This window comes from Streptococcus hyointestinalis (assembly GCF_011039275.1).
In the GTDB taxonomy this organism is placed as follows: Bacteria; Bacillota; Bacilli; order Lactobacillales; family Streptococcaceae; genus Streptococcus; species Streptococcus hyointestinalis_A.
In genome coordinates, this window is record NZ_JAAKGB010000001.1 from 1593502 (window position 1) to 1618824 (window position 25323).

At 42.8% G+C, this 25323-nt stretch carries 23 protein-coding genes and 1 pseudogene; 7 read left to right on the forward strand and 17 right to left on the reverse strand.

Annotated elements, in window-relative coordinates; genetic code table 11:
• Together G5B60_RS07925 and G5B60_RS07930 are read left to right on the forward strand one after the other, a co-directional pair.
• Positions 1–903, forward strand: coding sequence for a permease (locus tag G5B60_RS07925; protein WP_164683526.1), 903 nt, complete (start codon positions 1–3; stop codon positions 901–903).
• Positions 903–1718 (forward strand): TIGR03943 family putative permease subunit, encoded by an 816-nt coding sequence (locus G5B60_RS07930; RefSeq protein WP_164683527.1) that lies wholly within the window; start codon positions 903–905, stop codon positions 1716–1718. Before G5B60_RS07925 ends, G5B60_RS07930 begins: the two co-directional genes overlap by 1 nt.
• Positions 1719–1782: 64 nt before the next feature.
• Here G5B60_RS07930 and G5B60_RS07935 read toward each other — a convergent pair whose 3' ends face one another.
• Entirely contained in the window at positions 1783–2934 is a 1152-nt protein-coding gene (locus G5B60_RS07935) for a carotenoid 1,2-hydratase (RefSeq protein WP_164683528.1), read from the reverse strand.
• A 168-nt stretch (positions 2935–3102) separates the two neighbouring features.
• On the opposite strand from G5B60_RS07935, the gene G5B60_RS07940 reads away from it, so the two are divergent.
• Complete coding sequence (locus tag G5B60_RS07940) at positions 3103–3666, forward strand: TetR/AcrR family transcriptional regulator (protein WP_164683529.1); 564 nt, start codon at positions 3103–3105, stop codon at positions 3664–3666.
• A 62-nt stretch (positions 3667–3728) separates the two neighbouring features.
• Here G5B60_RS07940 and ftsY read toward each other — a convergent pair.
• The 15 genes and pseudogenes from ftsY to yycF all read right to left on the reverse strand — a co-directional run.
• A pseudogene (ftsY, locus tag G5B60_RS11795) lies at positions 3729–4655 on the reverse strand (signal recognition particle-docking protein FtsY); the annotation flags it as partial.
• A gap of 689 nt (positions 4656–5344) precedes the next feature.
• Positions 5345–6175: a Cof-type HAD-IIB family hydrolase gene (locus tag G5B60_RS07950; RefSeq protein ID WP_164683531.1), complete on the reverse strand. Its 831-nt coding sequence runs from the start codon at positions 6173–6175 to the stop codon at positions 5345–5347.
• A complete protein-coding gene (locus tag G5B60_RS07955; protein ID WP_164683532.1) occupies positions 6156–6968 on the reverse strand; it encodes a Cof-type HAD-IIB family hydrolase in 813 nt (270 codons plus the stop codon). The genes G5B60_RS07950 and G5B60_RS07955 overlap by 20 nt, the downstream gene beginning before the upstream one ends.
• A gap of 155 nt (positions 6969–7123) precedes the next feature.
• Complete coding sequence (gene celB / locus G5B60_RS07960; protein WP_164683533.1) at positions 7124–8476, reverse strand: PTS cellobiose transporter subunit IIC; 1353 nt, start codon at positions 8474–8476, stop codon at positions 7124–7126.
• An 18-nt stretch (positions 8477–8494) separates the two neighbouring features.
• A complete protein-coding gene (locus G5B60_RS07965) occupies positions 8495–9016 on the reverse strand; it encodes a hypothetical protein (protein WP_164683534.1) in 522 nt (173 codons plus the stop codon).
• Between the two features lie 14 nt (positions 9017–9030).
• Positions 9031–9345: a PTS cellobiose transporter subunit IIA gene (locus G5B60_RS07970; RefSeq protein WP_164683535.1), complete on the reverse strand. Its 315-nt coding sequence runs from the start codon at positions 9343–9345 to the stop codon at positions 9031–9033.
• Positions 9342–11345, reverse strand: coding sequence for a BglG family transcription antiterminator (locus tag G5B60_RS07975; protein WP_164683536.1), 2004 nt, complete (start codon positions 11343–11345; stop codon positions 9342–9344). The genes G5B60_RS07970 and G5B60_RS07975 overlap by 4 nt, the downstream gene beginning before the upstream one ends.
• A gap of 43 nt (positions 11346–11388) precedes the next feature.
• Entirely contained in the window at positions 11389–11703 is a 315-nt protein-coding gene (locus G5B60_RS07980; RefSeq protein ID WP_115268851.1) for a PTS cellobiose transporter subunit IIB, read from the reverse strand.
• A 130-nt stretch (positions 11704–11833) separates the two neighbouring features.
• The gene (locus tag G5B60_RS07985) at positions 11834–12073 is read right to left on the reverse strand and encodes a SemiSWEET transporter (protein WP_164683537.1); all 240 of its coding nucleotides are present in this window, start codon (positions 12071–12073) and stop codon (positions 11834–11836) included.
• A 64-nt stretch (positions 12074–12137) separates the two neighbouring features.
• On the reverse strand, positions 12138–13568 hold the full coding sequence (locus G5B60_RS07990) for a 6-phospho-beta-glucosidase (protein WP_164683538.1): 1431 nt from the start codon (positions 13566–13568) through the stop codon (positions 12138–12140).
• A gap of 125 nt (positions 13569–13693) precedes the next feature.
• Positions 13694–17230 (reverse strand): chromosome segregation protein SMC, encoded by a 3537-nt coding sequence (gene smc, locus G5B60_RS07995; RefSeq protein WP_164683539.1) that lies wholly within the window; start codon positions 17228–17230, stop codon positions 13694–13696.
• Positions 17231–17926, reverse strand: coding sequence for a ribonuclease III (gene rnc, locus G5B60_RS08000; RefSeq protein ID WP_206225110.1), 696 nt, complete (start codon positions 17924–17926; stop codon positions 17231–17233).
• Positions 17927–18279: 353 nt separating this feature from the next.
• Complete coding sequence (locus G5B60_RS08005; RefSeq protein ID WP_164683541.1) at positions 18280–19092, reverse strand: MBL fold metallo-hydrolase; 813 nt, start codon at positions 19090–19092, stop codon at positions 18280–18282.
• 2 nt (positions 19093–19094) lie between these two features.
• Complete coding sequence (vicK, locus tag G5B60_RS08010) at positions 19095–20441, reverse strand: cell wall metabolism sensor histidine kinase VicK (protein ID WP_164683542.1); 1347 nt, start codon at positions 20439–20441, stop codon at positions 19095–19097.
• Positions 20434–21144 carry a response regulator YycF gene (yycF, locus tag G5B60_RS08015; protein WP_164683543.1) on the reverse strand — a complete coding sequence of 237 codons (711 nt, stop codon included), beginning with the start codon at positions 21142–21144 and terminating at the stop codon, positions 20434–20436. The genes vicK and yycF overlap by 8 nt, the downstream gene beginning before the upstream one ends.
• Positions 21145–21417: 273 nt before the next feature.
• On the opposite strand from yycF, the gene G5B60_RS08020 reads away from it, so the two are divergent.
• From G5B60_RS08020 to G5B60_RS08035, 4 genes are read left to right on the forward strand one after another with little or no spacing between them, the layout of a single operon-like run.
• Positions 21418–22188 (forward strand): amino acid ABC transporter ATP-binding protein, encoded by a 771-nt coding sequence (locus tag G5B60_RS08020; protein WP_164683544.1) that lies wholly within the window; start codon positions 21418–21420, stop codon positions 22186–22188.
• A 1-nt stretch (position 22189) separates the two neighbouring features.
• Positions 22190–22993, forward strand: coding sequence for a transporter substrate-binding domain-containing protein (locus G5B60_RS08025; protein ID WP_164683545.1), 804 nt, complete (start codon positions 22190–22192; stop codon positions 22991–22993).
• 14 nt (positions 22994–23007) lie between these two features.
• Entirely contained in the window at positions 23008–23712 is a 705-nt protein-coding gene (locus G5B60_RS08030) for an amino acid ABC transporter permease (protein WP_115268833.1), read from the forward strand.
• A gap of 9 nt (positions 23713–23721) precedes the next feature.
• On the forward strand, positions 23722–24372 hold the full coding sequence (locus G5B60_RS08035; protein WP_115268831.1) for an amino acid ABC transporter permease: 651 nt from the start codon (positions 23722–23724) through the stop codon (positions 24370–24372).
• A gap of 42 nt (positions 24373–24414) precedes the next feature.
• Here the strand turns inward: G5B60_RS08035 and G5B60_RS08040 are convergent, their stop codons facing one another.
• Positions 24415–25254 carry a hypothetical protein gene (locus G5B60_RS08040; RefSeq protein ID WP_164683546.1) on the reverse strand — a complete coding sequence of 280 codons (840 nt, stop codon included), beginning with the start codon at positions 25252–25254 and terminating at the stop codon, positions 24415–24417.
• Positions 25255–25323: the final 69 nt, after the last annotated feature.

The window sequence follows — 25323 nt, forward strand, 5'->3', positions numbered from 1 at the left end:
ATGGCGATTTTCAATCAGTTACCTGATAATGTCCTGCAATGGTTTGCGATTTTTCTCTCCATTATCATCGAGGCACTGCCTTTTGTGCTTTTAGGGGCGATTTTTTCAGGTTTTATCGAGGTTTACATCACTCCAGATGTGGTCAATCGTTTTTTACCCAAGCACAAATTCTTGCGAATTGTCTTTGGGACTTTGATTGGCTTTGTCTTTCCATCGTGTGAGTGCGGGATCGTGCCCATCATCAACCGTTTTCTAGAGAAGAAAGTGCCCTCCTACACGGCTATTCCTTTTTTGACAACCGCACCGATTATCAATCCCATTGTTTTATTTGCAACTTACTCTGCTTTTGGGAATTCCATGCGCTTTGTCTGGTTACGACTTGTCGGAGCCTTTCTGATTGCTTTGATATTGGGTTGTCTGCTGGCTTACGTCCTTGATGATGACATCTTAAAAGACGGCACAGGGCACACTCATTTTCATGATTATTCGGAAGAGACCTGGTATCGCAAGATTTTCTTAGCGCTAGCGCATGCTGTTGATGAATTTTTCGACACAGGGCGCTACTTGGTCTTTGGGACTTTGGTGGCTTCTGCCATGCAAATCTTTGTCCCAACACGATTTTTGACCACCATCGGACACAGCCCTCTCATGGCGATTTTAGTCATGATGTTGCTTGCTTTTATCCTCTCACTTTGTAGTGAAGCGGATGCCTTTATCGGAGCGTCGCTGCTTTCAACCTTTGGTGTAGCGCCTGTCATGGCCTTCTTACTCATTGGACCGATGGTCGATATTAAAAACCTCATGATGATGGCAAAGAGCTTTAAACCCAAGTTCATCATCCAATTTGTCACGATTTCATCGACCTTGGTGGCTCTATACTGCTTGATTGTGGGGGTGATGTGATGTTTCGCTTTTTAGTTTTAGCAGGCTACTTTGAGCTGTCCATGTACCTGCAAATCACAGGCAAGCTCAACCAGTACATCAATACACACTACGCCTATTTGGCTTATATCTCTATGGTGCTGTCTTTCATCCTAGCTGTGGTGCAGCTGACCATCTGGATGAAAAAGATAAAACTGCACAGCCACTTGGTCGGCAAATGGGCGAAGTTTACCAGCCCCTTTATCCTGCTCTTTCCAGTTTTGGTTGGACTTTTGGTGCCGACTGTCACACTTGACTCTACGACCGTTTCAGCTAAAGGCTATAATTTCCCGCTGGCGGCTGGCTCTAGCAAGTCCGGTGTCAGTGAGGACGGGACTTCTGTTCAGTACCTAAAACCTGATACCAGCAGCTTTTTCACCTCTAGCGCTTACGAAAAAGAGATGAAAAAAGAGCTTAAAAAGTACCAAGGCACTGGACCTGTCAAGATTACCACGGACAACTATATGGAAGTGATGGAGCTCATCTATCTCTATCCTGACAGCTTTACCGGACGCAAAATCACCTACACAGGCTTTGTCTACAATGAACCCAAACACGCAGGCTATCAATTCCTCTTTCGCTTTGGGATCATCCATTGTATCGCAGACTCTGGCGTTTACGGACTTCTCACGACTGGCACGAGTCAAACCTTCAAGGACAACACTTGGGTAACAGCTACCGGAGAAATCCAGCTTGAGTACAACCAAACCCTCAAGCAAACCCTGCCGGTTCTGCATATCACAGAAGCCAAAGAAACCAGCAAACCCGATAACCCTTATGTTTATCGTGTGTTTTAGATAAAACTTTTGTGCAAACAACTAAAAGAGCATTCCTCAGAGGATGCTCTTTTAGTAATTTGTCCTAAACTTCTGCACGCTTGTCTGGCTTTCCGACATAGTTGTATTCGTAAATCATATCCCCCTTGCTAGTAGTCGTGACACCATCTTTAGTGACAGCAATTTCACCTTCTGCGAAAAAGCGCATATAAGTAGGCTGTATTCCCATAGCGTCATATTGTTCCTTTGTCGTACTGACAACCTTTTGCATATCACTTAATCCACGTTCTTTTGCGATTTTTTCAAGCTCTGCTTGATTGGCAGGAGCTATGCCATAAGAATCCCTTGTCTCCAAAATCTGTTGCCAAGTAACGTTGAATGTCACTTTCTCATCGCCATTATCGAATGTATAGTGACTTGTTTTTGGGAATGCTTTGCCAACACTCATCATCTCAAGTTCAGTTTGTCTGCTGAAATTCCCATTGGTTTCAAAAATAATCTTTCCTGTCTCATTGTCTGCCACAATAAAGAAAGGAACTTTAGCAAAATCAAAGCGCTCAGAACAAACGAAATCATAAATGTAGAGAGTGTATTTTTCAGTGTACATACGTCCCCACAACCAGTGATGGAAAGCCTCAAACAAAGAGATATTAAACCATTGGTGGTCATGATAACCATAACCGTGAACATTTACTGTTTTTCCATCGTAAGTTAAACTACCTGTAATTTCACATCTAGGGACACAGAGGTCAGTGTAGTAATACTCGTCATTATCTCCTAATGCAATAACAGACGTTCCTTGTCTAAAAGGCTCAACCACAGCATGGTAATGCAAATCACAAGCAAGACTTTCTGTACTTTCGATATGAATATCATAGTCTTTAAAGTCTCCACGACAATAATCTGAACCGTAAGTGACATCCGTTTTTTCAGTACTCATTTGACAATCATTACCATCATAGAAAGTAAACTCTTGAGTCGTTGTTCCGTCTGGTCTTGTGATAGCGAGATTAAGATTTGGTGTCCAACCCGTCTCACGCATACCAGCTACTGTCTTTGGTCTAAAACCAATAACCACTTTACTACCATCGTCAAAATTACCATCAAAATACCACACTTCGTTATTTCCAATAGCGTCTGAATTGCGACGTCCGCCTTCCCAAAGTTCAACCTTATCAGGGTTAATCCCTAGATTTTGAAAATCTTCAGGTTTATCCATAAGTCTTGCACGTACCATAGTTCTATTCCTCCAATTCATATCCTTAGTAGCTGTCTAGTTGACTTCTACTATGTTCTACATTATAATCATTTTGAATTATCAAAAAAAGGTCAATCTAGGTATAAATACAACTTAATTGACACTTAGAAAAAATATGCTACGCTTTATATCATGTTAGGAAATACGATGCCAGAAAAAATAAGAGATTTAAGAACCCAAAAGATTTATGCAGCTCTCATTCAAGCTATGGAAGATTTGCTTGATGAAAAAAGTTTTGAGCGTATTACCGTTAGAGAACTTTGTGCTAAAGTACAGACCCGCACTGCAACTTTTTATAATCATTTTTCCGATAAGTATGATTTTTTTAGCTTTATGATTCAAGATTTACAGGCAGACTATTTGTCCAAAGCGCAAGATCTCTCTAAAGACGCTTCCACTTATCAACTTTACCTAGCTATTTTTGAACAAGGGTTAGCATTCATAGAAAACCATCCAAATTTATTCAAACAGACGGATAATTTTCAAGTCCTTGAACATATGATTAACATCTCCTCAAAGGCCACAACAGATTATCTTGAAGAGAAACTAAAAAGAGATGTTAGAGAAAATGCCAATACCTCTCTCTATGTCCAAATGCTTTTTGGGAGTCTCATCTATGCTAGTCGCTGGTGGTTAAAGCACCAAGAAACATGTTCTAAAGAGCAGTTAATCTTTGACGTCGAAAAGATGTTAAAAAAGGTATTTGAATAAGGTCACTAAAAAACTATCTTCTACTGATACCATAAAGTGAGAAGATAGTTTTTTAGTGCTTATTAGATGATATCCTCCAAAAGACCACGCATGAAGTCTTCTGAGTGGAACTCACCGATGTCATCGATTTTCTCACCAAAGCCGATATACTTGACTGGGATATCCAGATCTTGGCGGATGGCGAGCACCACACCACCTTTTGCGGTACCGTCAATTTTAGTGAGGATGATACCTGTGAGCGGTGTAATTTTTGAAAATTCCTTGGCTTGACTCAGCGCATTTTGTCCCGTTGAGGCGTCGAGCGCTAGCAGGGTTTCGTGCGGTGCGTCTGGGACGACACGCTTGATGATACGTCCAATCTTTTCAAGCTCTGCCATGAGATTATCTTTATTTTGCAAGCGTCCTGCGGTATCAATGAGGAGAATGTCCACCTGCTCAGCGACAGCCTTTTCCATACCGTCAAAGACGACACTGGCTGGGTCTGCCTTTTCAGGTCCTGTCACGACAGGCACATCCACACGGCGCCCCCACTCAACCAACTGCGCTACCGCTCCAGCACGGAAAGTATCAGCTGCGACCAGCATGACTTTCTTGCCTTCTTGCTTGTACTTGTAGGCAAGTTTTCCGATAGAGGTGGTTTTGCCGACGCCGTTGACACCAACAAAGAGCATGACGGTCAAGCCATCTTGGAAATTGATACTTTCATTGTAGACATCGTCCTTTTCGTAAATGTCCACCAGTTTTTCGATAATGACACGGCGAAGCTCATCGGCTTTCTTGGCATTTTCTAGCTTGGCTTCATAGCGCAAATCCTCTGTCAATTGTGTAGCAACATTGACCCCAACGTCAGACAGGATAAGCAACTCCTCGAGTTCCTCAAAGAAATCCTCATCCACACGACGGAAATTGGCAAGAAAGGCATTGAGCCTTGCGCCAAAGCCTGTACGTGTTTTTTTCAAGCTGCGGTTGTATTTTTCCTCGGTGGTCTCAACGACTTCGACTACAGGCTCTTCTGTAGAGCTTTCTTTTTCCTCAGCTTTATTTTGCTCAAATGTCCCGTCAGCTAGCGACTTTTCAATAGCCGCACGCTTGGCGTAGTATTCTGCCATGAAATCTTGCTCAGCCTTTGACGGTGTCGTTTTTTCCTTAGGACTATCCTCTGTAGCAGGTGCTTGTGAGTCAGCTATCTCCTCGCCGTCACTGGTCACTTCAGAGGACTCTGTTTTCTCCTCAACCGTATCTTCTGACTCCTGTGGAGTGTCTAGCTCAACTGCTTCAACAACGGTTGTAGTAACTTCGACTGGTGTTTCTGATTGTTGAGTTGGTTCATCTTCAACTGAATCTTGAGATACAGCTACTTCGCTAGTTTCAGTTGCTTCTTCAACAATCGCATCTTCTGGTTCTTGTGGAGTTGTGTCTTGCTCGACCGCTTCTTCAACGCTTGCAACATCAACTGGAACTTCTAAGTTTTGGGCAGTGTCCTCTTCTTCGCTCGAGTCAATCGTTTCTACGACTTCCTCAGTGATAACAGCTGTTTCTGCTGTATCTTCAGAAGTCACCTTTTCCTCTACAAGCTCACTGCTTGCTTCTTCTGCTGACTGTTCTGCAGTAGGCGCTGTGTCTACTACTTCACTCTCGTTTTCTTTTTTACGTCCAAATAATCGGTCAAATAAACCCATTAGTCTTCCTCTCTTAATACATACTGTTCAATCGCTTCGGCAACGCCGGAGTCTTCATTGCTGCGTGTGGTCACCTTATCTGCGATGTGTTTGACTTGGTCTGTGGCATTTGCCATAGCGACCCCTAGCCCTGCCCACTCAAGCATGCTGATATCATTTGCCTCATCACCTAGCGCCATGACATTATCACTAGTCAACCCTAGGTGGTCGCAGAGGTGCGCTAAACCGCTGGCTTTATGCACGCCTTTTGGCATGATTTCAAAGATGATTTCCCGTGATTTGAAGGCTTCATAATCGCTATAAACAGCTTCTGGCAATTTAGTTAATTGCTCATCTAAAAAGTGCTCATCTGTCACCGTTACTACTTTATTGTAAGGGACATCTAGAGGAATATCCTCAAAGCGCTCCACTTCGACAAAGGTCAGCAAGGGATTGGCTGTGTGGTAGAGCGATTTATTGCCCTTAGACGGCAAGCTATAGACGATACCGTCACTAAGCACGTCAAAGGGAAGCCCCAGTGGCTCTAGGTAAGAGTGAATGGTTTTCAAGTCCTCATAGGTCAGAGCAGACTTGTCCAAAATCTCGCCTGTCGTGCGCTGCACAAGCCCACCGTTAAAAGTGATACAGTAGTCCTCGTCAGACACTAAGTGAAGATCAGACAGGAGGTTGCCAATCGCTTTTAGCGGGCGACCAGTCGTGATGACGACTTTCACGCCCTTTTGGCGAGCACGCTCAAGCGCTCTACGGTTTTCCTCGCTCACTTCTTTTTTGGCATTGAACAAAGTACCGTCAAGGTCAATGGCAATAATCTTAATGTCTTTTCTTGTCATCTAACATCTCCTCCATGTAGGTCATCACAGACTCATCCTCACAAGGACCAATCACTTCTTGGCTAATCGCCTTTATCTCATCACGTGCGTTGTCTGTAGCAATAGCGGTGCCGGCAAACTCTAGCATTTCATAATCATTGAGATTGTCCCCAAAAGCAAGGACTTCTTCTTGCTTGATATGCAATTGCTCACAAAGAGCCTCGAGTCCTGTTCGCTTGGTGACAGTGTTTAGGATAATATCAATGGACTGAAAACCAGTTGTCACTGCATTGGCATAGGACAGACGCTCGGTCACCCATTTTTCGCCCTCACGCACCGTTTCTGCTGTGAAATTCGCCGTCAGCTTGAAAATCACATCGTCCACATCCTCAAAAGACGGCACACGCTGAACATTCTCATAGTAGTTTGAGATAAAGGTCACGTAATCGTCGCTGACATCTTGATGGACGTAAGCGCCGTTTTTTCCTGACAAGAGGTAATCGTGTCCATTCATGTAGGGGCTAGAAGTGAGAAGTTGAGTGATTTCCAGATATTGCTCCTTGGTCAAATGTTCCTCAAAAGTCAACTCGCCATCAACCACTAGAGCACTGCCATTTTCGGCGACAAAAGCCATCTGGTCACGAAAATCGGCAAACAAATCCTCTAGGGCTAGAAGTGAGCGACCAGACGCCGCAACAAACAAAATCCCTTTTTCCTTAAAACCTGCTAAGACCTTTTGCAGGCGCTTCTTATCATAAGTCCCATTGGCATCTAAAAAAGTGCCGTCCATATCAGTTGCTACTAGTTTTATCATATCCATCTCTTTCATAGGCAATATAGTTCTATTGTATCATAAAAAGGGCTTTCTTGACCGAAAAAGCCCTTTTATTCTAAAAGAAAGTTACTAAACTGTCGTCAAGCTTTCAGCGTCTTTTAGCTTGACGGAGATAGTTGATTTTTCTTTACTTATTACTCAGATAGACCCTCTTCTTTTAAGAGTTGTCTATCATAGCGACGAAGAAATGGCCAATAAACGAGGAAGGCTGCGATAGCACAGATAATCGCTAAAGGAATAGCTTTGACATCTGCCGTACCAATAAATGCCCCAATCCCCACTGGCGTAGGCCATGGCACTTGAGCCACAATGGCATGAATGAGATTTAATTTCATCGCAAAGTAATAAATCGTCATAGAAACAATTGGAGCGCAGATAAATGGGATAGCTAGAGCTGGGTTATAGATAATAGGTAAACCAAAGATTAAAGGTTCATTGATATTAAAGATACCTGGCACAACAGAGGCCTTTCCGATAGCACTTAATTGTTGAGAACGAGCCCTGAAAGCACACCAAATACACAAACCTAGTGTAGCTCCTGAACCACCAGCAATAACAAACATATTTGAAAATTCACCCGCAACAATATAGCGTGCTCCTTCAGTTGCATTGGCTGCTACATTGGCAAGAGCAATTGGATTGACAAAAGCAAAGATGATATTGGCACCGTGGATACCGACAATCCAAAGAGCTTGTGTCAATAGATAGATGATGACAAGCCCAATCCATGTATTTGTCAGGTGACCGACAAATGAGAACGGAATAGAAATAACCTTGTATATGTCTGTTCCTAGTGCAACAAAAGCACCGTTAATCAGAATAACCACAAAGGCTACTACAAACCCCGGAATAAGAGCTGTAAATCCACGAGAGACACCTTCTGGAACAGACTCAGGCATTTTGATAACCCAGTTGTGCTTTACACACATTCGATAAAGCAAGACGGTGATAACAGCCATGATAATCCCTGTGAAAATCCCACCCGTTCCAAAACGAGTGACACCATTAGACATCGCCCAGCCATCTACAATAACACTGCCTTCTTTCAAACTTGTCACTGCTGACATGACACCACCATCAAAAACAATTTGAGGAACCGTCATGATAAAAGCAAACAAGGCAAGTAAAGCACCGTTAAGAGGATTCAAATCTAAGTCTTCCTCCTCTGCGTAAATTTTCGTCAACTCATACGCCATTGATAAAACAAAGTATAGAGACAAAGCTCCCATAGTGGCATAATAAGCAACCATATACAAGTCTGTAAATTTATCAAATGATGCTGAAAATAGCTGGGCAACAACAGGCCAAAATTTAAAAGATTGCGGCAAAATGCTGAATACTAAAAACATTGACCCAACAATTGTAAATGGAACTGCTGCCATACCTGCAGCCGTAATCGCACGCACAACCTTGTACTGCGCAATAACTCCCATTGGTCCCATCAGATATTTATCCAACAGCCCAAAGAATCCTTTTTGTTCGTCCATGAGAACTCCTCCTAAATATTAGTGATGATATTTTTCAATCGTTTGAAACCGCACATAATACCTATCTTTATTGGCTAAAATCTCTTGTATTCTTCCTAAATTATAGAAAACAAGTAGTAAACCTAAGATTAAGATAATCGCAATAAAGAGATGACCGACTTGATTATCCGCAAAAATCGGAAACAGCGTTGAAAATTGATTGGTCATAACAATCATTAAAAGTAGCAACAGCTGAACTATCCCTTGAAAATAAAGTGTCCCTCTTGTTATTGTCAAGTAAACGTTTTTTGTCCCATACATCCTAAACTGCTCCGCATAAGACCAGACAATAAAGATAAGCAAAATTATCGGAATGATAATATAAAAACTCACTTGCGTCCATAAGATAATAAGCCAATAGACGTTAGAAAAGAAAAACAATGCCAAAGAATACCTAAACAGCATATAACGATTGAAAAAAGAGTTTTTTAAAGCCGTTTCTCTCTTTAATGTCTCTCTTGATTTTTGAGAATGCGTTTCTCTAACATTTTTCTTATGCATTGGGCTTCCTTTCCTTATCCCACTTTCTTGTACAATTCCAACATCTCAAGCGCCACTTCTCTAAGTGTCATGGTGGTCATGAGGTGGTCTTGGGCATGTACCATGATAATCTCAACATTAATCTCTGTACCACAAGCATACTCTTGTAAAAGATCGGTCTGTGCTTGATGGGCTTTGAGTAGCTCTTCGTTAGAAGCCTTTAATTTTTCTGTAGCTAAATCGTACTTGCCCTCTCGCATCGCCTCAAAGGCTTCGTGTACAATACTTCTGGCATTTCCTGAGTTCAAAATAATCTCAAAAGCTGCCACTTGCAACTCTTCTGTGTTCATTGATGCGGTTTCCTTTCTTTTATTTTCAAAAATAATGCCTTAAACTGTTCAAATGTTTGACAATCTAAGAGCTGCTCCTGAATGTCTTTTCGATCAACCAAATCTACAATGTAAGAAACAAGCTCGGGTAAACCGTCATTGTCATAAATGGACATTGAGGACAAAAAGACAAATTGGATGTGAGGATAGTCAGCGTTCCATCTCAAACCATCCTTAATGATAGCGACACCAATTTGATGTTTGCTAGCAACTGCTTTTATCGGATGAGGGACTGCAACACGGTCACTAAAAATGACAGAACTCATCGATTCACGCTGGGCTAGCATTTTTTGCATCCTCTCCACAAAATGCTCTCCCTCTCCTTCAGCCATACTAGCTAGCAGATTGTTAATAACTGTATCCTTATCTGCTTTGTCCAAGTATAAAAATGATTTTTCTGAGAAATAAGCATCAAACTGACTTTCTATATCATCTATTGCCTTTTCATCAGAATGGACGATTGTTTCCTTATCAGACTTTCTTAGGCAGGAAATCTCGTGTCGCACTTTCTGAACCTCTTCCTCTTTGAGAAAGACTGAAACCGTAAAAACAGGCATATTAAAAATTAAATTTGACAAATCAATGGATGATATAATGAAATCAATCCCTTGGAGTTTTTCATCCGTAATTTCATAATAACCAATCACATCAACAATATGGACTAGGTTACCTAATTCGTTGATTATGCGGCTTTTTAACATTTGCGCACTTCCATAACCCGTTGCACAAATAACTAAAATGTTGAACTTCTTCTCCTCTTTCTTCCTTTCCTTTGCTGCCATAAAATGTAGGGCAACATAAGCAATTTCATGGTCTGACAAATTGAAAGCTTTAAAAGTTGGCATAGCGTCCATAACGCGACGTCCCAAGCAAAACATATCTTGATACTTTGTTTGAATGTCATCGCTTAAAGGATTTTCCAAAACGACTTGATTTTCTAGTCGAATAAGCAAGGTAGCAAGGTGGGCAACTAGTCCCTCAATCAGTTGGAAATCCACTTCCACCTCATCATTCACCTTATGAAGCGCTTGCAATAACTCTTGACGAATCATCTCAGATGAATTACTAAAATGCCCATGCGATAAACCATAACCTTTAGATACCAAATGAAGGGTAATGTAATCCACCTCTTCTATCGGAAAATCAATATGAGTTACCGTTGAAATGCGGTTTAAGATACGATGAGCGACTTCGCTCTCAGGCAAATTTTGTAAATGGGCTGATTCATCAATCTGCAAAATTTGAAAACCCTCTGTCACCCGCCGAATGGTCAATGCAATATGAATAATCAAATTTTGAATCGCAAAATCAGAACATTTCAAATGAGCCTCACGGCATTCATCCAAGACAATGATTGTCAACTCTTCAAAGGAAATCACCTGATTTAACAAACGATTATCCACATAAGAGTGCATGGTGTGAATAAAACCAGAATCGATAAAGTGATCGATGATAAATCGTCTTTTATCACGCTCTAAGCCTGTTACAAAGACGCCTTTATTTGCCTTACTTTCAATTTTGAGATGGTAAGGAGCTAACTTACATCGTATCTTCTTGAAATCTGCTGATAAGGTCGAGCGACTGACATAAAGCTCATCAACTAAGTCATCAAAGTAAATCTCATTTTGTTCAAAGAGTAGTTTGTTTAAAAGATAGTTGTAGCGATCATTGATATCAATGGATTCGCTACAGCAAATACCATGCTCATTGATCGGATTTTCTTCTAAGAAAGTCGCATAAACGTCCTCATTGTCAACCTTAAGCTGATAGCCCCGACCTGGTTTAGAAGAGACAGTCACACCGTCATAGGCTGATTTTAGATAATCTAAAATCGTCTTATAGTAAGTGCGTACTGTTCTATCAGAACAACCAAGATAGGCAGCTAGCTCTTTACTAGTGACAAATCGTTTTTTATTCTCCACTAAAAACTGGAGCATCCGCATTTCTTTTTGATGTAACACCACAACCCCCAGCCAAAATGGCAAGCATTTTGAGAAACAGTGACTAGATATTTTCCTTGACTAATTTAGCCATCTTTTCAATTCCCATAGGAATAGGAACATAGGCTTGCGGAGGAATTTGGACAATAGGTTTTCCTGTTTTAGCAGCTGCATCTGCTAATTGCTTGAAGTTCATTTTTGTTTGTGGGCTGACCAGATAAAGGTCATATTTATCTGCTTCAATACGTTTTTGACCTTCTGGGACACCTACAGCATCCATTTCGATGTTTTCTCCCTGTTCTTGAAGAAGTGTAGCGGTTTTCTTTGCAATCATTGAGGATGACATCCCACCTGCACAAATAATCAATGCTTTTGCCATAATATAGACTCCTTTTACTATTTTTATGATAAGATTATGATAATATAAAACGCTTACATTGTAAATAGCTTTTTCTTCCGCTTCAATGCGGAAATTTTTTCGTGTATTTCCGCAAGTCAAAAATCAATCCCTACGAAGACCGAACCTTATAGTACAAAATCGTCCCTGACAGGACAAGGGAGATGCTATTAGCTAGGATAAGTGGCATATCGCCAATGTGAATCCCGTGTGCCAGCCAAAGCCCAATCCCTGTCACTTGCATAGCATACATACCCAGAGAAATTCCCGACGTATCCTTGGTTTTGATGGTCTTAATCACCTGTGGCAAAAAAGCTAGAGTCGTTAACACCGCTGCGATTGCACCAATCATGCTGATTTCCTTTCTATTTTCCTAAAGATAAGAGAAAGCAACAACTGTCACTTTCTCTTTTGTCTTACAATTCTTCACCATTTGTTGCGATGACTTGCTTGTACCAAGCGTAGGATTTCTTAGGGCTGCGAGCATAGGTACCTGTCCCATCATCGTGCTTGTCTACATAGATAAAGCCATAGCGCTTCCTCATCTCGCCAGTTCCTGCAGAGACGAGGTCAATACAGCCCCAAGGAGTGTAACCTATGAGATCAACCCCATCTTCAATGACTGCCTTTTTCATCTCAGCAATATGGGCTGCTAGGTAATCGATCCGATAGTCATCGTGCACCATGCCGTCTTCTGCCACTTGGTCAATGGCTCCAAAACCATTTTCCACAATAAACAAAGGCAGATGGTACATATCTGTGAACCAGTTGAGGGCATAGCGAAGACCTTCTGGGTCAATCTGCCAGTCCCACTCCGAAGCCTTGACATAGTCATTTTTCACCAAATCCTCTGTCTCAATGTAATCATAATGTGGATTGTCTCGATGATAAGAAATAGCAAAGGACATATAGTAGCTAAAGCCGATGTAATCCACCGTACCGGCAAGCAAATCCTGCTTATCCTCCTCTGTCACGTCCAGCTCGTAGCCCTTGCGCTCCCAATATTTAAGGATATGCGCTGGGTAGAAGCCATGCACATGAACATCCGCAAAGTAATAACGCTTTTGCATGGCTTTTTGTGCTAAGAGGACATCCTTAGGGTTGCAAGTCGCTGGGTAAATAGGACACATGGCAATCATACAGCCAATCTGAAAGTCTGGATTAATCTCATGCCCGATCTTGACTGCACGGGCTGACGCCACCAGCTCATAGTGGGCTGCCTGATACATGACCGCCTCACGATTGTCCTCATCAGTGTAGACAATGCCTGAGTTGGTAAAAGGTGCAAAATCCTCTTGGTAATTGGCTTGGTTGTTGATTTCGTTAAAGGTCATCCAGTATTTGACCTTATCCTTGTAGCGCTTAAAGCAGACTTCTGCAAAGCGGACAAAGAAATCAATAACCTTGCGATTGCGAAAGCCACCATACTCTGTCACTAAGTGATAAGGCAGCTCAAAGTGAGACAGGGTGACCACAGGCTCAATGCCGTATTTCAAGCACTCATCAAAGAGATCATCATAAAATTGAAGCCCCTCTTCATTTGGAGTAAGCTCATCGCCTTTAGGAAAAATGCGGGTCCAAGCAATTGATGTCCTAAAGCACTTAAAGCCCATATCTGCAAAGAGGGCAATGTCCTCCTTATAACGATGGTAAAAATCAATAGCCTCATGGTTGGGATAGTATTTTCCTTCCACTACACCTGCTGTAATTTCACGTGCCACACCGTGACGACCCGCTGTCATGACATCTGCTACACTGACGCCTTTACCGCCTTCTTGCCAGCCACCTTCTAGCTGATGAGCAGCGACTGCACCGCCCCACAAAAAATCTTTTGGTAGTGTTGACATCCTCAAGTCCTCCTTAGTTTGAATTTGCTTTTTCTTTTATTATAGCAAGCGGTTACACTTTTGAACATATAAAAAATTTCCTCAAAAATGAGGAAATTTCTCATACTATCTATAAGTCACGACAACTAAGCCGTCGTCAAGTTTTCAGCGTCTTTTAGCTTGACGGAGACGATACGTGAGACACCAGATTCTTGCATGGTGACCCCATAGATACTGTCAGCTGCTGCCATGGTGCCCTTGCGGTGCGTCACAACGATGAACTGACTGGATTGGTCAAAGCGGTTGAGGTAGTCCCCAAAACGCTTGACATTTGCCTCATCGAGCGCGGCTTCGACCTCATCTAGGATAACAAACGGTATGGTCTTGACACGGATGATGGCAAATAGCAGAGCTAGAGCGGACAAGGCTTTTTCACCACCAGACATGAGGTTGAGCGACTGGATTTTCTTGCCTGGAGGTTGCACTGATATCTCAATGCCTGCCTCTAGCAAGTCCTCAGACGTCAACATCAAGTCGGCGCTTCCTCCGCCAAACATCTGCGTAAAGGTCTGCTTGAAACTGTTTCGAATGGCTTCAAAGGTCAGCTTAAAGCGCTGTTTGACCTCCTCATCCATATCTGAAATCGTCGTCAACAAGAGATTTTTGGCGTCTACCAAGTCCTCTTTTTGCGTGTTGAGGAAATCAAGGCGCTGACTGACCTCCTCAAACTGCTCAATAGCGTCCAGATTGACAGGACCTAGGTCCTTAATCTGACGCTGAAGCGTGCGCAACTGCTCTCTAGCAAGCTCAAGGTTCTCAAGCACATGTGCTTCTTCCTTGGCGTCTTCTAGAGTATACTGATACTCCTCGCTCAAGCGACGAGCAAATTGACGCAGCTGCTTTTCAATGGTTTCAATCATAGCTTCAATCTGCGCCTGCTTGCGGATGAATTGCTCGTTTTGCTGGCTTTCTTTTGCTAGCGCTTGATTGGTCTCATCGATTTGCGCTTCAAGGTCTTCTAGCTCAAAACGCAGACTGATTTGCTCCTGCTCCAAGCTGCTTTTGTGCTCTCTTGCCTGCTCTAGCTGTGCTTTTAAGCGTGGCAAGAGACTATCATCTGCTTGGTCTTGCTGAGAAAGGGCTGCTGTTAGGCTGGTGAGTTCTGTTTGGTAACTCTCTACATCAGCTTTTAGGCGAGATTGATTGGCTTTTTCAAACTTCATCTCACTAAGCAGTTCACGCTCCTGCAATTTTGCCTGCGATAGCTGCTCTGACAGACGGGCCACACCAGTGTCAAAGCTGTCTTTGTCGGTCTTGAGTTGCTCGATTTGCTGTGAGAGCGCACTTTTTTTCTGCGCTAGCTCATTTAGCTCCTCCTCTAGCTCCTGCCAAAGAGTATCGAAAGCAGGCTCTGACTCATTCTCAACATGGCCTTTCAGAGTTTGATAAGTCTCCTCAACATCTGATAGACGCTCCGTGACTTGCTTGTAGGACAGTTGAGCTGCCTGTTCTTCTAGCCTCTTTTGATTGCCCTCTTCCTTGATAAGGGCAAGTTTTTCTCTCTCAGATTCCAGCCTTTCTTTTAGCGAAGCGACCTCTTTTTCATGAGCTATTTGCTTCTCTTCAAGTGTTTTCAACTCTTTTTCCACTTGGTCGAGCTCTTGCTTGATAAAGGTCGTGTTATTGCCACGATTGGCCCCACCAGAAAAAGAACCGCCAGCTCTAATCTCTGTACCATCCAAGGTCACTATACGCACCCGATAAGACAGGCGCTTGGCAGCTTGATTAGCATGTTCAATGCTATCAAAAATCGCCGTCAAACCAAGGAGATTACTCATAATATGAGATAGCTTAGGCTCATAGCTGACCAACTGACTGGCAATCCCCAAGAACCCTTGGCTAGTCTCCAAAGTTTCAAGCTGATGTGAAGCCAACTGGCGAGAGGAAATCGTGGTCAGTGGCAAGAAGGTCGCTCGCCCACGTCGATTTTGCTTTAGAAAAGCAATTGCCTGCTTGGCTGCATTTTCATCCTCAACGATGATATGCTGGCTACTCGCACCAAGCGCTATCTCAAGCGCTGTCTGATAGCGTGGTGAAAAGGAGAGATGCTCGCTAACCGCACCAATAATGCCAGTCAGACTCTTTTCTTGCAAGATCGCCTTGACACCAGCGTAGAAATGGCTGTGGTTTTTATAGATAGACTCAAGGCTCGCTTTTTTCGCCTTTTTAGACTTGATATTATCCAGTTGCTTAAAAAGCTGGTCTTGCTGAGTACGATAAGTTGCTTCAGCGCTTTCAAGCGCTGTTGCCTTTTCTTGGTACTGCTCTAGTAGCTCTTTGACAGACTGACTGGCGTCCTCTAATAGCGCCTGCTGGTTGGCTTCTTCCTTCTTGAGCTTAGAGAGCTCTTGCGCTAATTGCTGGATTTCTTCTTGTCTAAAGGCAGACTGCTGTTCTTGACTGTTTTTTTGCGCTTTGAGAGCCGTTTTTTGGTTAGAAAGCTCGGCTTCCTTTTGCATTATATCCACAAACTGCTCACGCAACTGCTCGATGAGCTGGTCGGGATTGTGGCGATATTGCTCCAAATCCGTCTCTAGTTTTGCAATACTTGAGCGTTCCTGCTCTAGCTTGGCTTTTAAGCTAGCTAGACTAGCTGTTTTTTCACTTAGAGCAGCCTTGGTCTGCTCAATCGTCTCTTCAAGCTTTTTAGCCTGCTCCGTGAGCTGCGCTGCTTTTTGAGTGGACTGGTCACTAGCAAGCTGGGTCACTTCAATCTGGCGCTCCAAATCAGCACTTAGCTGAGTGACATCCAGCAGTTCTTTTTGCTTTGTTAGGCTTTTATCTGAGAGTTTACGGCGCCTGTCCTTGAGCTTCTGACTTTTGTCCTCTAGTTTTTGGCGCTTGTCGTAATAGGCAGACAAACTCTCCTTGACAGCTGCTAACTCTTCTTTTTGAGTGCTAAGTGCCAGCTTTTGCTCCTTGATGTCCTCAACCAAAATCGCCAAATCAAGCACTTTTCGCTCACCATCCAGCTCCAAAAAGCGCTTGGCTGTCTCTGCTTGTTTTTTGAGTGGAGTGACTTGTGTATCCAGCTCGTAGATAATATCTTCTAGGCGATCGAGATTGTCCTGCGTTTGATTGAGCTTGGTCTGTGTTTCTTTTTTGCGGGTCTTGTATTTTAAGACACCAGCAGCTTCCTCAAAAATCGCTCTGCGCTCTTGCGGCTTGCTGTTAAAGATTTCCTCGACACGTCCTTGCGAGATAATCGAAAAGGAATCACGTCCAAGACCTGTATCCATAAACAGCTCATGCACATCACGCAAGCGGACCTTGCGCCCATCGATGAGATACTCGCTGTCACCATTTCTAAAAATACGACGCTCCACACGTATCAGCTCACTCGCCTGCTCGATAAACTGGTCGCTGTTATCAAGTGTCACCGCAACATAGGCATAGTTCAGAGCTTTTCTACTCTGTGTCCCTGCAAAAATAACGTCTGGCATTTTGCCACCACGCAGACTCTTGGCACTAGACTCTCCCAGCGCCCAACGCAGACTCTCTGTGATATTACTCTTACCAGAGCCGTTGGGTCCGACAATGGCAGTCACACCTCTGTCAAACTCAATTTTTGTCTTATCTGCAAAGGACTTAAAGCCTTGCAGCTCAATTTCTTTTAGAAACATTTAGTCCTCACTCAGTCGCTCAAGCGCTTCTTTAGCAGCTGCTTGCTCTGCTTGTTTTTTAGACTTGCCACTACCAGAGCTGATTGCCTTGTCATTGACAAAGACGCTCACCTCAAACACCTTGGCATGGGCTGGTCCAGACTCTTTAGTGACACGATAGCTAATCGCCACATCACCATTGACCTGTAGTTTCTCTTGAAGGGCTGTCTTGTAGTCACGCACCTTTTGGTAATTGCCCTTTTCAACTTGAGGAATGACTACTTGATTGAGAAAAGTCTCAACGGCGTCCACTCCCTTATCCAGCAAAAGCGCACCTAAAAAGGCTTCAAACAAGTCTCCTAAAATCGTTGCTCGCTCACGTCCACCTGACTTTTCCTCACCCTTACCAAGCTTGACATAAGCGTCAAAGCCACAGTAGCGTGAAAAGCCAGCTAAACTTTCCTCACGTACAATCATAGAGCGCAGTTTAGACAAATCACCCTCTGGTTTTTTCGGGTATTTTTCAAATAAATAGCGTGAAATAATCAGTTGCAGAACAGCGTCTCCTAAAAATTCCAAACGCTCATTATGTGAAATCTTTAGGAGACGGTGTTCGTTCGCATAGGATGTATGTGTAAAAGCCGTGTCTAATAAAGATTTATCATCAAAGACAATGCCATAGTCTATTGACAGTTTTTCTTCTAATGTTTTCATTATTTTTTATTCTCCCTCTCATGTCTATATAAAAGTCTTTCTTATTATACCAAAAATATCAAAAAATGAAAAAGAGGCTTTGTTTGTGAAAAACCTCTTTTGAAGCTGAGGCAAATAGTTTTCAGCTTCTCAATTTATAGATTTATATGCGAGACGCAGTGGTTTGGAGAAACTCTAGTGACTTTAGTCGCTTTAGAGTTTCCCATGCACAATTGATTAGGCACTTTGGTGCCAATCAATCCCTGCTAGTGGGCTCTAATACGTTGATAAATCAACTTTTAGAACCCTACTCAATTTTGCGGAGGTGGGACGACAAAATCGCATTTCTACGAAATGACCGATTTTTGTCCCACTCTCTAAATCCGTGTCAAAGGGGTCGCATGATCTGGCGATGTGTCCAAGACCTTAAAGTCACTGCCAACGCCAAAGTCGGCTGACATGAGTTGGGTCTCCATCGTCATATGCGCTAATTCTTTTATATTATTTTCTTGGCTCAAATGCCCAAGATAGATTTTTTTTGTGCGTTGACCGATTGTTCTAATCATGGTTTCTGCGCCGTCTTCATTGGAGAGATGTCCTTTATCAGATAAAATCCGCTGCTTCAAACTCCACGGATAACTCCCCGAGCGCAAAATATCAATATCATGATTGGACTCAATCAAGTAAGCGTCTGCATTTTCAATCAGACCTGCTAGACGGTCACTGACATAGCCTGTATCTGTCAGCATGACAAAGCTCTTGTCATCCTTTATCAGACGGTAAAACTGCGGATCAACCGCATCGTGACTCACCCCGTAGCTCTCAATATCCAAATCACCAAAGGTAAGCGTCTTGTCACGCCCAAAGACATGCTTTTGAGCGACATCAAGCTTTCCTATCATGTTTTTGTCGTCTATGATTTTCCACGTGGCTTCATTGGCATAGACATCGAGTTTGTATTTGCGGGCAAGAACGCCGACACCTTTGATATGGTCTGAGTGCTCATGCGTCACTAAAATAGCATCCAAATCTTCTGGTGTGCGTCCGATGTCAGCTAAAAGACTGGTAATTTTTTTACCAGTCAATCCCGCATCAATCAAGAGCTTTTGTTTAGGTGTTTCGACGTAGAAGGCATTGCCACTAGAACCAGAAGCTAAAATACTGTACTGAAACCCTTTTTCTTCAAGCATGCTTAATCTTCCTCTTCTTCCCATTCGTCATAAACGACGGTTTCTTTGTCATACGGCAAGACAATCGTAAAGGTTGACCCCTTGCCATAATCGCTCTTTGCCCAGATAAAGCCCTTATGGAGCTTGACAATTTCCTTGGCAATGGATAAACCAAGACCAGTACCACCCTGTGCACGGCTGCGTGCCTTGTCCACACGGTAAAAACGGTCAAAAATCAAAGGCAAATCTTTCTTTGGAATCCCTAAGCCCTCATCAGAGATGGATAAAATCAGCTGGCTTTCCGTTGTTTGCATACTAACAGTGACCTTACCGCCGTCTGGTGAATATTTGATGGCGTTGTTTAGGATATTGTCTAAAACTTGGGTCATCTTGTCGGTGTCAATCTCTGTCCAAATCGGGCTCAGCGGATAATCTCGGATAATTTCAATCTTTTTATGAGTGGATTGTTGCGCTGTGATTTGGTCAAAGCGATTGAGAATCGCTGTGATAAAGGCAGTGAAGTTAGTCATCTCCACCTCTAGCTGCGTCACTTGATTGTCAATACGAGACAGCGCAAGCAAATCTGAAATCATCCGCATCATGCGGTTGGTCTCATCAAGCGACACTCTGATAAAGCTAGGAGCGACTTCTTCTTTTAGCGCACCCTCGTCCAAGGCTTCGAGATAAGACTTGACTGAGGTCAAGGGTGTGCGCAACTCATGACTAACGTTAGAGACAAAGAGTCTGCGCTCACGCTCTTCCTTTTCCTGCTCTGTCGCATCGTGTGAAACCGCAACAAGTCCCGTCACAAAACCACTGTCATGACGGTTTCTGGCAAAACGAATGCGCAGTGTGATAAACTCACCCATCTCATCCCTGCGGTAGAGCGTCAAGTCAGGCGTCTTTTCCACCAACTCTCGAAAGGAATAATCCACATCATCCCCTAAAATAGCCATGATAGACTTTCCAAGAGCTTCTTTTTCTGAGAGATTGAACTGCTTTTGCGCCATTTCATTAATCATGGTGATACGCCCTGCTCGGTTTGTAGCTAGGACACCATCAGTCATGTAGGTGAGAATATTTGCCAGTCGATTTTTCTCTTGAGCGAGGCTATCGTGTGTCTTTTGGTAAGCTTGATTGAGCTCATTTAAGCTCTTGCCAAGCTCAACCATCTCTGGCTCGCCCTTTAGCTCAACATCGACAGACTGTTTTCCCTCAATCATCCCTCGCACCTTATCTGTGAGGAGGCGAAGATTTTTCACCAAACGAATATCACGATAAGTCAAAAAGATAAAATAGAGTCCAACAAAAGCCAGTAAAACTAAGAGTATAAACTCAAATGTTTTAAGATTTCCTAAGGTATTAGCCATAATCTTTCATATAATAACCCACACCACGACGTGTCAAGATGTATTCTGGACGACTTGGTGTATCTTCGATTTTTTCACGCAAGCGACGAACCGTCACATCCACCGTTCTCACATCACCAAAATAATCATATCCCCACACAGTCTCAAGCAAGTGCTCACGTGTCATGACTTGACCTGCGTGTGTCGCCAGGTGATACAAAAGCTCAAACTCACGGTGGGTCAGCTCGATGTCCTCCCCATGCTTACGAGCAACAAAAGCGTCTGGAACGATTTGGAGATTATTGATAGTGATGATATTAGAGCCAGCTTCGTTATTTTCCTCTGCGACAGCGGACTCGATGTTTTCTGTGCGACGCAGGTGTGCCTTGACACGAGCTAGTAATTCACGGTTTGAAAAGGGTTTTGTCACATAGTCGTCTGCTCCGATTTCAAGTCCAATGACCTTATCAATCTCGCTGTCCTTTGCAGATAGCATGATAATAGGCACATGGCTGGTCTTTCTGATTTCACGTGCTACCTCAAGACCGTCATTTTCTGGCAACATCAAGTCAAGAATCAACAAGTCTGGTGACTCTTGGTTAAAGACCTCAAGCGCTTCATTGCCATCAAAAGCAGTGACCACATCGTAGCCTTCCTTGGTCAAATTAAATTTAATAATATCTGAAATAGGTTTTTCATCATCAACGATTAGAATTTTTTTCATATCGCCCTCCTGTAAATACCTGCAAAATGTAAGAAAACAGGCAAAAAATTTATTCATACACGAATCTAACCTATAGTATACCAAATTTTTAACAATAAATACACCATTAGACATTTCTTAACACGTTTGTTTACTTTTTGTTTCTCATCACATTATTTATTTTATAAATTTTCTGAAAACATTGACGTCTGCTAGAATTCATGCTACAATAGTTATGTTATAAAATCTAACAGAGATTTCTCTGTTATTTACTGAAAAGTAGGAGGAAATACTATGGCACTTATCGAATACAAACATGTCGACAAATACTATGGTGATTATCATGCACTTCGTGACATCAATCTTGAGATTGAAGAAGGACAGGTCGTTGTTCTCTTAGGACCTTCAGGTTCTGGTAAATCAACCCTTATCCGCACCATGAATGCGCTTGAGTCTATTGAAACAGGAAGTTTAATCGTAAATGGACACGAACTTGCTAACGCATCGAACAAAGAATTGGTTCAATTGCGCAAAGAAGTTGGTATGGTCTTCCAGCATTTCAATCTCTATCCTCACAAAACAGTGTTAGAAAATGTAACACTTGCACCTATTAAAGTTTTAGGCATTTCACCAAAACAAGCCGAAGAAACCGCTGAAAAATACTTGACCTACGTTAACATGTGGGATCGTAAGGACTCTTATCCTGGTATGCTCTCTGGTGGTCAAAAACAGCGTGTTGCTATCGCTCGTGGACTGGCTATGCACCCTAAGCTTCTTCTCTTTGATGAGCCGACATCTGCGCTTGACCCTGAGACTATCGGTGATGTGCTTACTGTCATGCAAAACCTTGCTCGTGAAGGCATGAACATGGTTGTCGTTACCCACGAGATGGGCTTTGCCCGTGAAGTGGCTGACCGCATTATCTTTATGGCTGAGGGGCAAATCTTGGTGGATACAACGGATGTCCAAGGCTTCTTTGACAATCCAACTGAGCCACGTGCTAGACAGTTCTTGAGTAATATCATCAATCACACCAGCGAACGTGTCAATGCCAAAGGAGAATAGTATGAAAAAAAGAAAACTAGCCTCCATCATCCTCACTCTTCTTGCTTTGCTTGTGCTCTTGCCAACAGCTGTCAAGGCTGATAGCACCCCTGCGCAAGTCAAAAAAATCCAAGAAGCAGGTGTTCTAAAAGTCGGAGTCAAACAGGACGTCCCAAACTTTGGTTACTACAGCGCTGATAGCAACTCCTACGAAGGTATGGAGATTGATATCGCTAAAAAAATCGCAAAAGCCATGGGTGTCAAAGTCAGCTTTGTCCCTGTTACCACACAAACACGTGAACCTTTGATGGATAATGGGCAAATCGATATCCTCATCGGAACCTACACCATCACAGACGAGCGTAAGCAAAACTACAGTATCTCAAACCCTTACTACTACGATGAGATTGGCTTTCTCGTCCGTAAAGACAGCGGCATTACCAAAATCTCTGACTTGAACGGTAAAACCATCGGCGTTTCTCAAGGAGCGACAACTAAGAGTAATCTCGAAGCTTACGCAAAAGAGCACGGCTTGACCTTTAAGTACATGCAGCTTGGTAGTTATCCTGAGCTAGCTGTAGCCCTCTATGCTAAGCGTATCGACGCTTTTTCAGTGGATAAGTCTATCCTTTCTGGATATGTCAGCTCAAAGACGACCATTTTAAAAGACGGCTTTAATACGCAAGAATACGGGATTGCCACTAAAAAATCCAATACGCAAATCACGAGCTACATCAATAAGCTCCTTGCCAAATGGAAAAAAGACGGCAGTCTTGAGAAGATTTACAAAAAATACAATCTCACCCCTGCAAAAGCCAATTCATAAGGAGGAATCGCCTAATGGTATATTTAACTTCAACTGCGAGTCCGTTTGCATTGTCACGTTGGGCTGATTTCTTTGCCAACTTTGGTGAATTTGCAAAGGGCTTTGTCTACACGCTAGGGATGTCTATTGGCGCTTTGATTCTAGCATTATTACTTGGAATTCTCTTTGGCGCCATGTCATCTACTAAAAATAAACTCTTACGTGCTATCGCACGTGTCTACGTCGAGATTTTCCAAAATACACCACTTCTGGTTCAGTTTGTGGTGGTTTACTACGGACTAGCTATCGTGTCTGACGGTAGTATCATGATTAACGCTTTCTTTACTTCTATTATCTGTGTGGGGATTTATCACGGTGCTTATATCGCTGAGGTCATCCGCTCAGGAATCGAAGCAGTGCCACGAGGTCAGACTGAGGCTGCCTTGTCCCAAGGGTTTACTTATCCACAGACCATGGGGATGATTATCTTGCCACAAGCCATCAGAACTATCCTACCTCCGATGACCAACCAAGTGGTTAACTTAATCAAAAACACATCAACAGTTGCCATCATCTCTGGAGCTGACATCATGTTTGTCGCAAAGGCTTGGGCTTACGACACCACTAACTACGTGCCAGCCTTTATCGGAGCGGCTGTTCTCTACTTTATCATGTGCTTCCCACTTGCCACTTGGGCACGTCGTATGGAAGAAGCCAATAAAGATTCGTATTCACTATAAGGAGGGATTATGTCACAAGTTTTAACCCAAAGTAATCTCATCTTTATCCTAAAAGGGTTGGGATTGACACTTTATATCTCATTTTTTGCTATTGTGCTCTCTACAATTTTTGGAACCATCCTTGCTGTTATGCGCAATAGCCACAATCGTCTGCTCAAAATCTTAGCCAGCATTTACATCGAGTTTGTGCGTAATGTCCCAAACTTGTTGTGGATTTTCATTATTTTTCTAGTCTTTCAAATGAAATCTGTACCAGCTGGTATCACTGCCTTTACAGTCTTTACGTCAGCGGCTCTTGCTGAAATCATCCGTGGAGGACTCAATGCCGTTGACCACGGACAAACTGAGGCTGGGCTTGCTCAAGGTTTTACCAACTATCAGATTTTTATCTATATCGTCTTTCCACAAGCCTTTCGCAAGATGTTGCCTGCTATCATCTCACAGTTTGTAACGGTCATCAAGGACACCTCACTTCTCTACTCTGTTATTGCCATCCAAGAGTTATTTGGTAAGAGCCAAATCTTGATGGGACGCTACTTTGAAGCGAGTCAGGTCTTTACCCTTTACGGTATCGTTGCTGGACTGTACTTTGTCATTAACTTTGCTATTTCCATGTTCTCACGCCACTTGGCAAAACGCTGGGCACAGGCGGCAGAATAAACGAAAAGAAACTCATTTGAAAATGAGTTTCTTTTTTACTTTTTAATCTTCGTCTGTGTCACTATCATTGTCATCTTTGTCATCCCAGTCAAAGGACATGGACGGGCGACCGACAACTTCTGAAATCATGCTGTTTGTGACTTTGTTGTCTTTTAAGCTAGTGGTCACAGCTTTTTGTGCGGTTTCCAGTTCTTTTTCAAGCTCCGCTGATTTTTCAACATAAGTTGCATAGGCTGTTGAGTATTGCTCTTTGAGCTTTTTGATACTGTCTAAGTCTGCTTGCAAGGTTGATTTCTCACTAGAAGAGAGGCTACTTTCATTGATAGACTGCTTCAAGTCTGTCAAATCATCAAGGTCCAAGCCAGAAAGTGAGCGCAATTCATCAGCGTCATCAACCTTTTGCCAGAGACTGCTATTTTTTGACACCAATGTTTCCAGCTCTTTGTCCAATTTTTCTAAGTTATCGGTGTAGAGTTTGTCGAGCTGAGTGGATAGGTCACTGGCTTTTGTGATTTTATCTTTTGATTTTTCAAGAGCTGCAAGGAAAGTCTTTTTATCACTGCTTGAGAGGCTTGAGTTTTCCACAGCAGTCTTCCACTCGTCATAGGTCATGACATTCTGCTTATCGTACTGATAAGAGCCGTGTCCCATACCTTTTTTAGATTGGGGTGCACCGTAGCTTTTTGAGCTGTCTAGCTTATCATAGCTGCGACTCATGCGGTCGCCATGCTCTGGGTGGTCAGCGACTTTACTACCAATGGCAACTCCTGCACCCCCTACCGCTAGAAAAGCTAAGCTAAACAACACGGTTTTCTTCCAGTTTTTGGTTAAACTTTTCTGTACTTTTTGGCTATTATCTTTTAGTGATTTTTTAAATGACATATACGTTACCTCGTTTGTAATGATATATCTAGTATACTCAAAGCCAGCTAGAAGTTCTCGGTAAGTTCT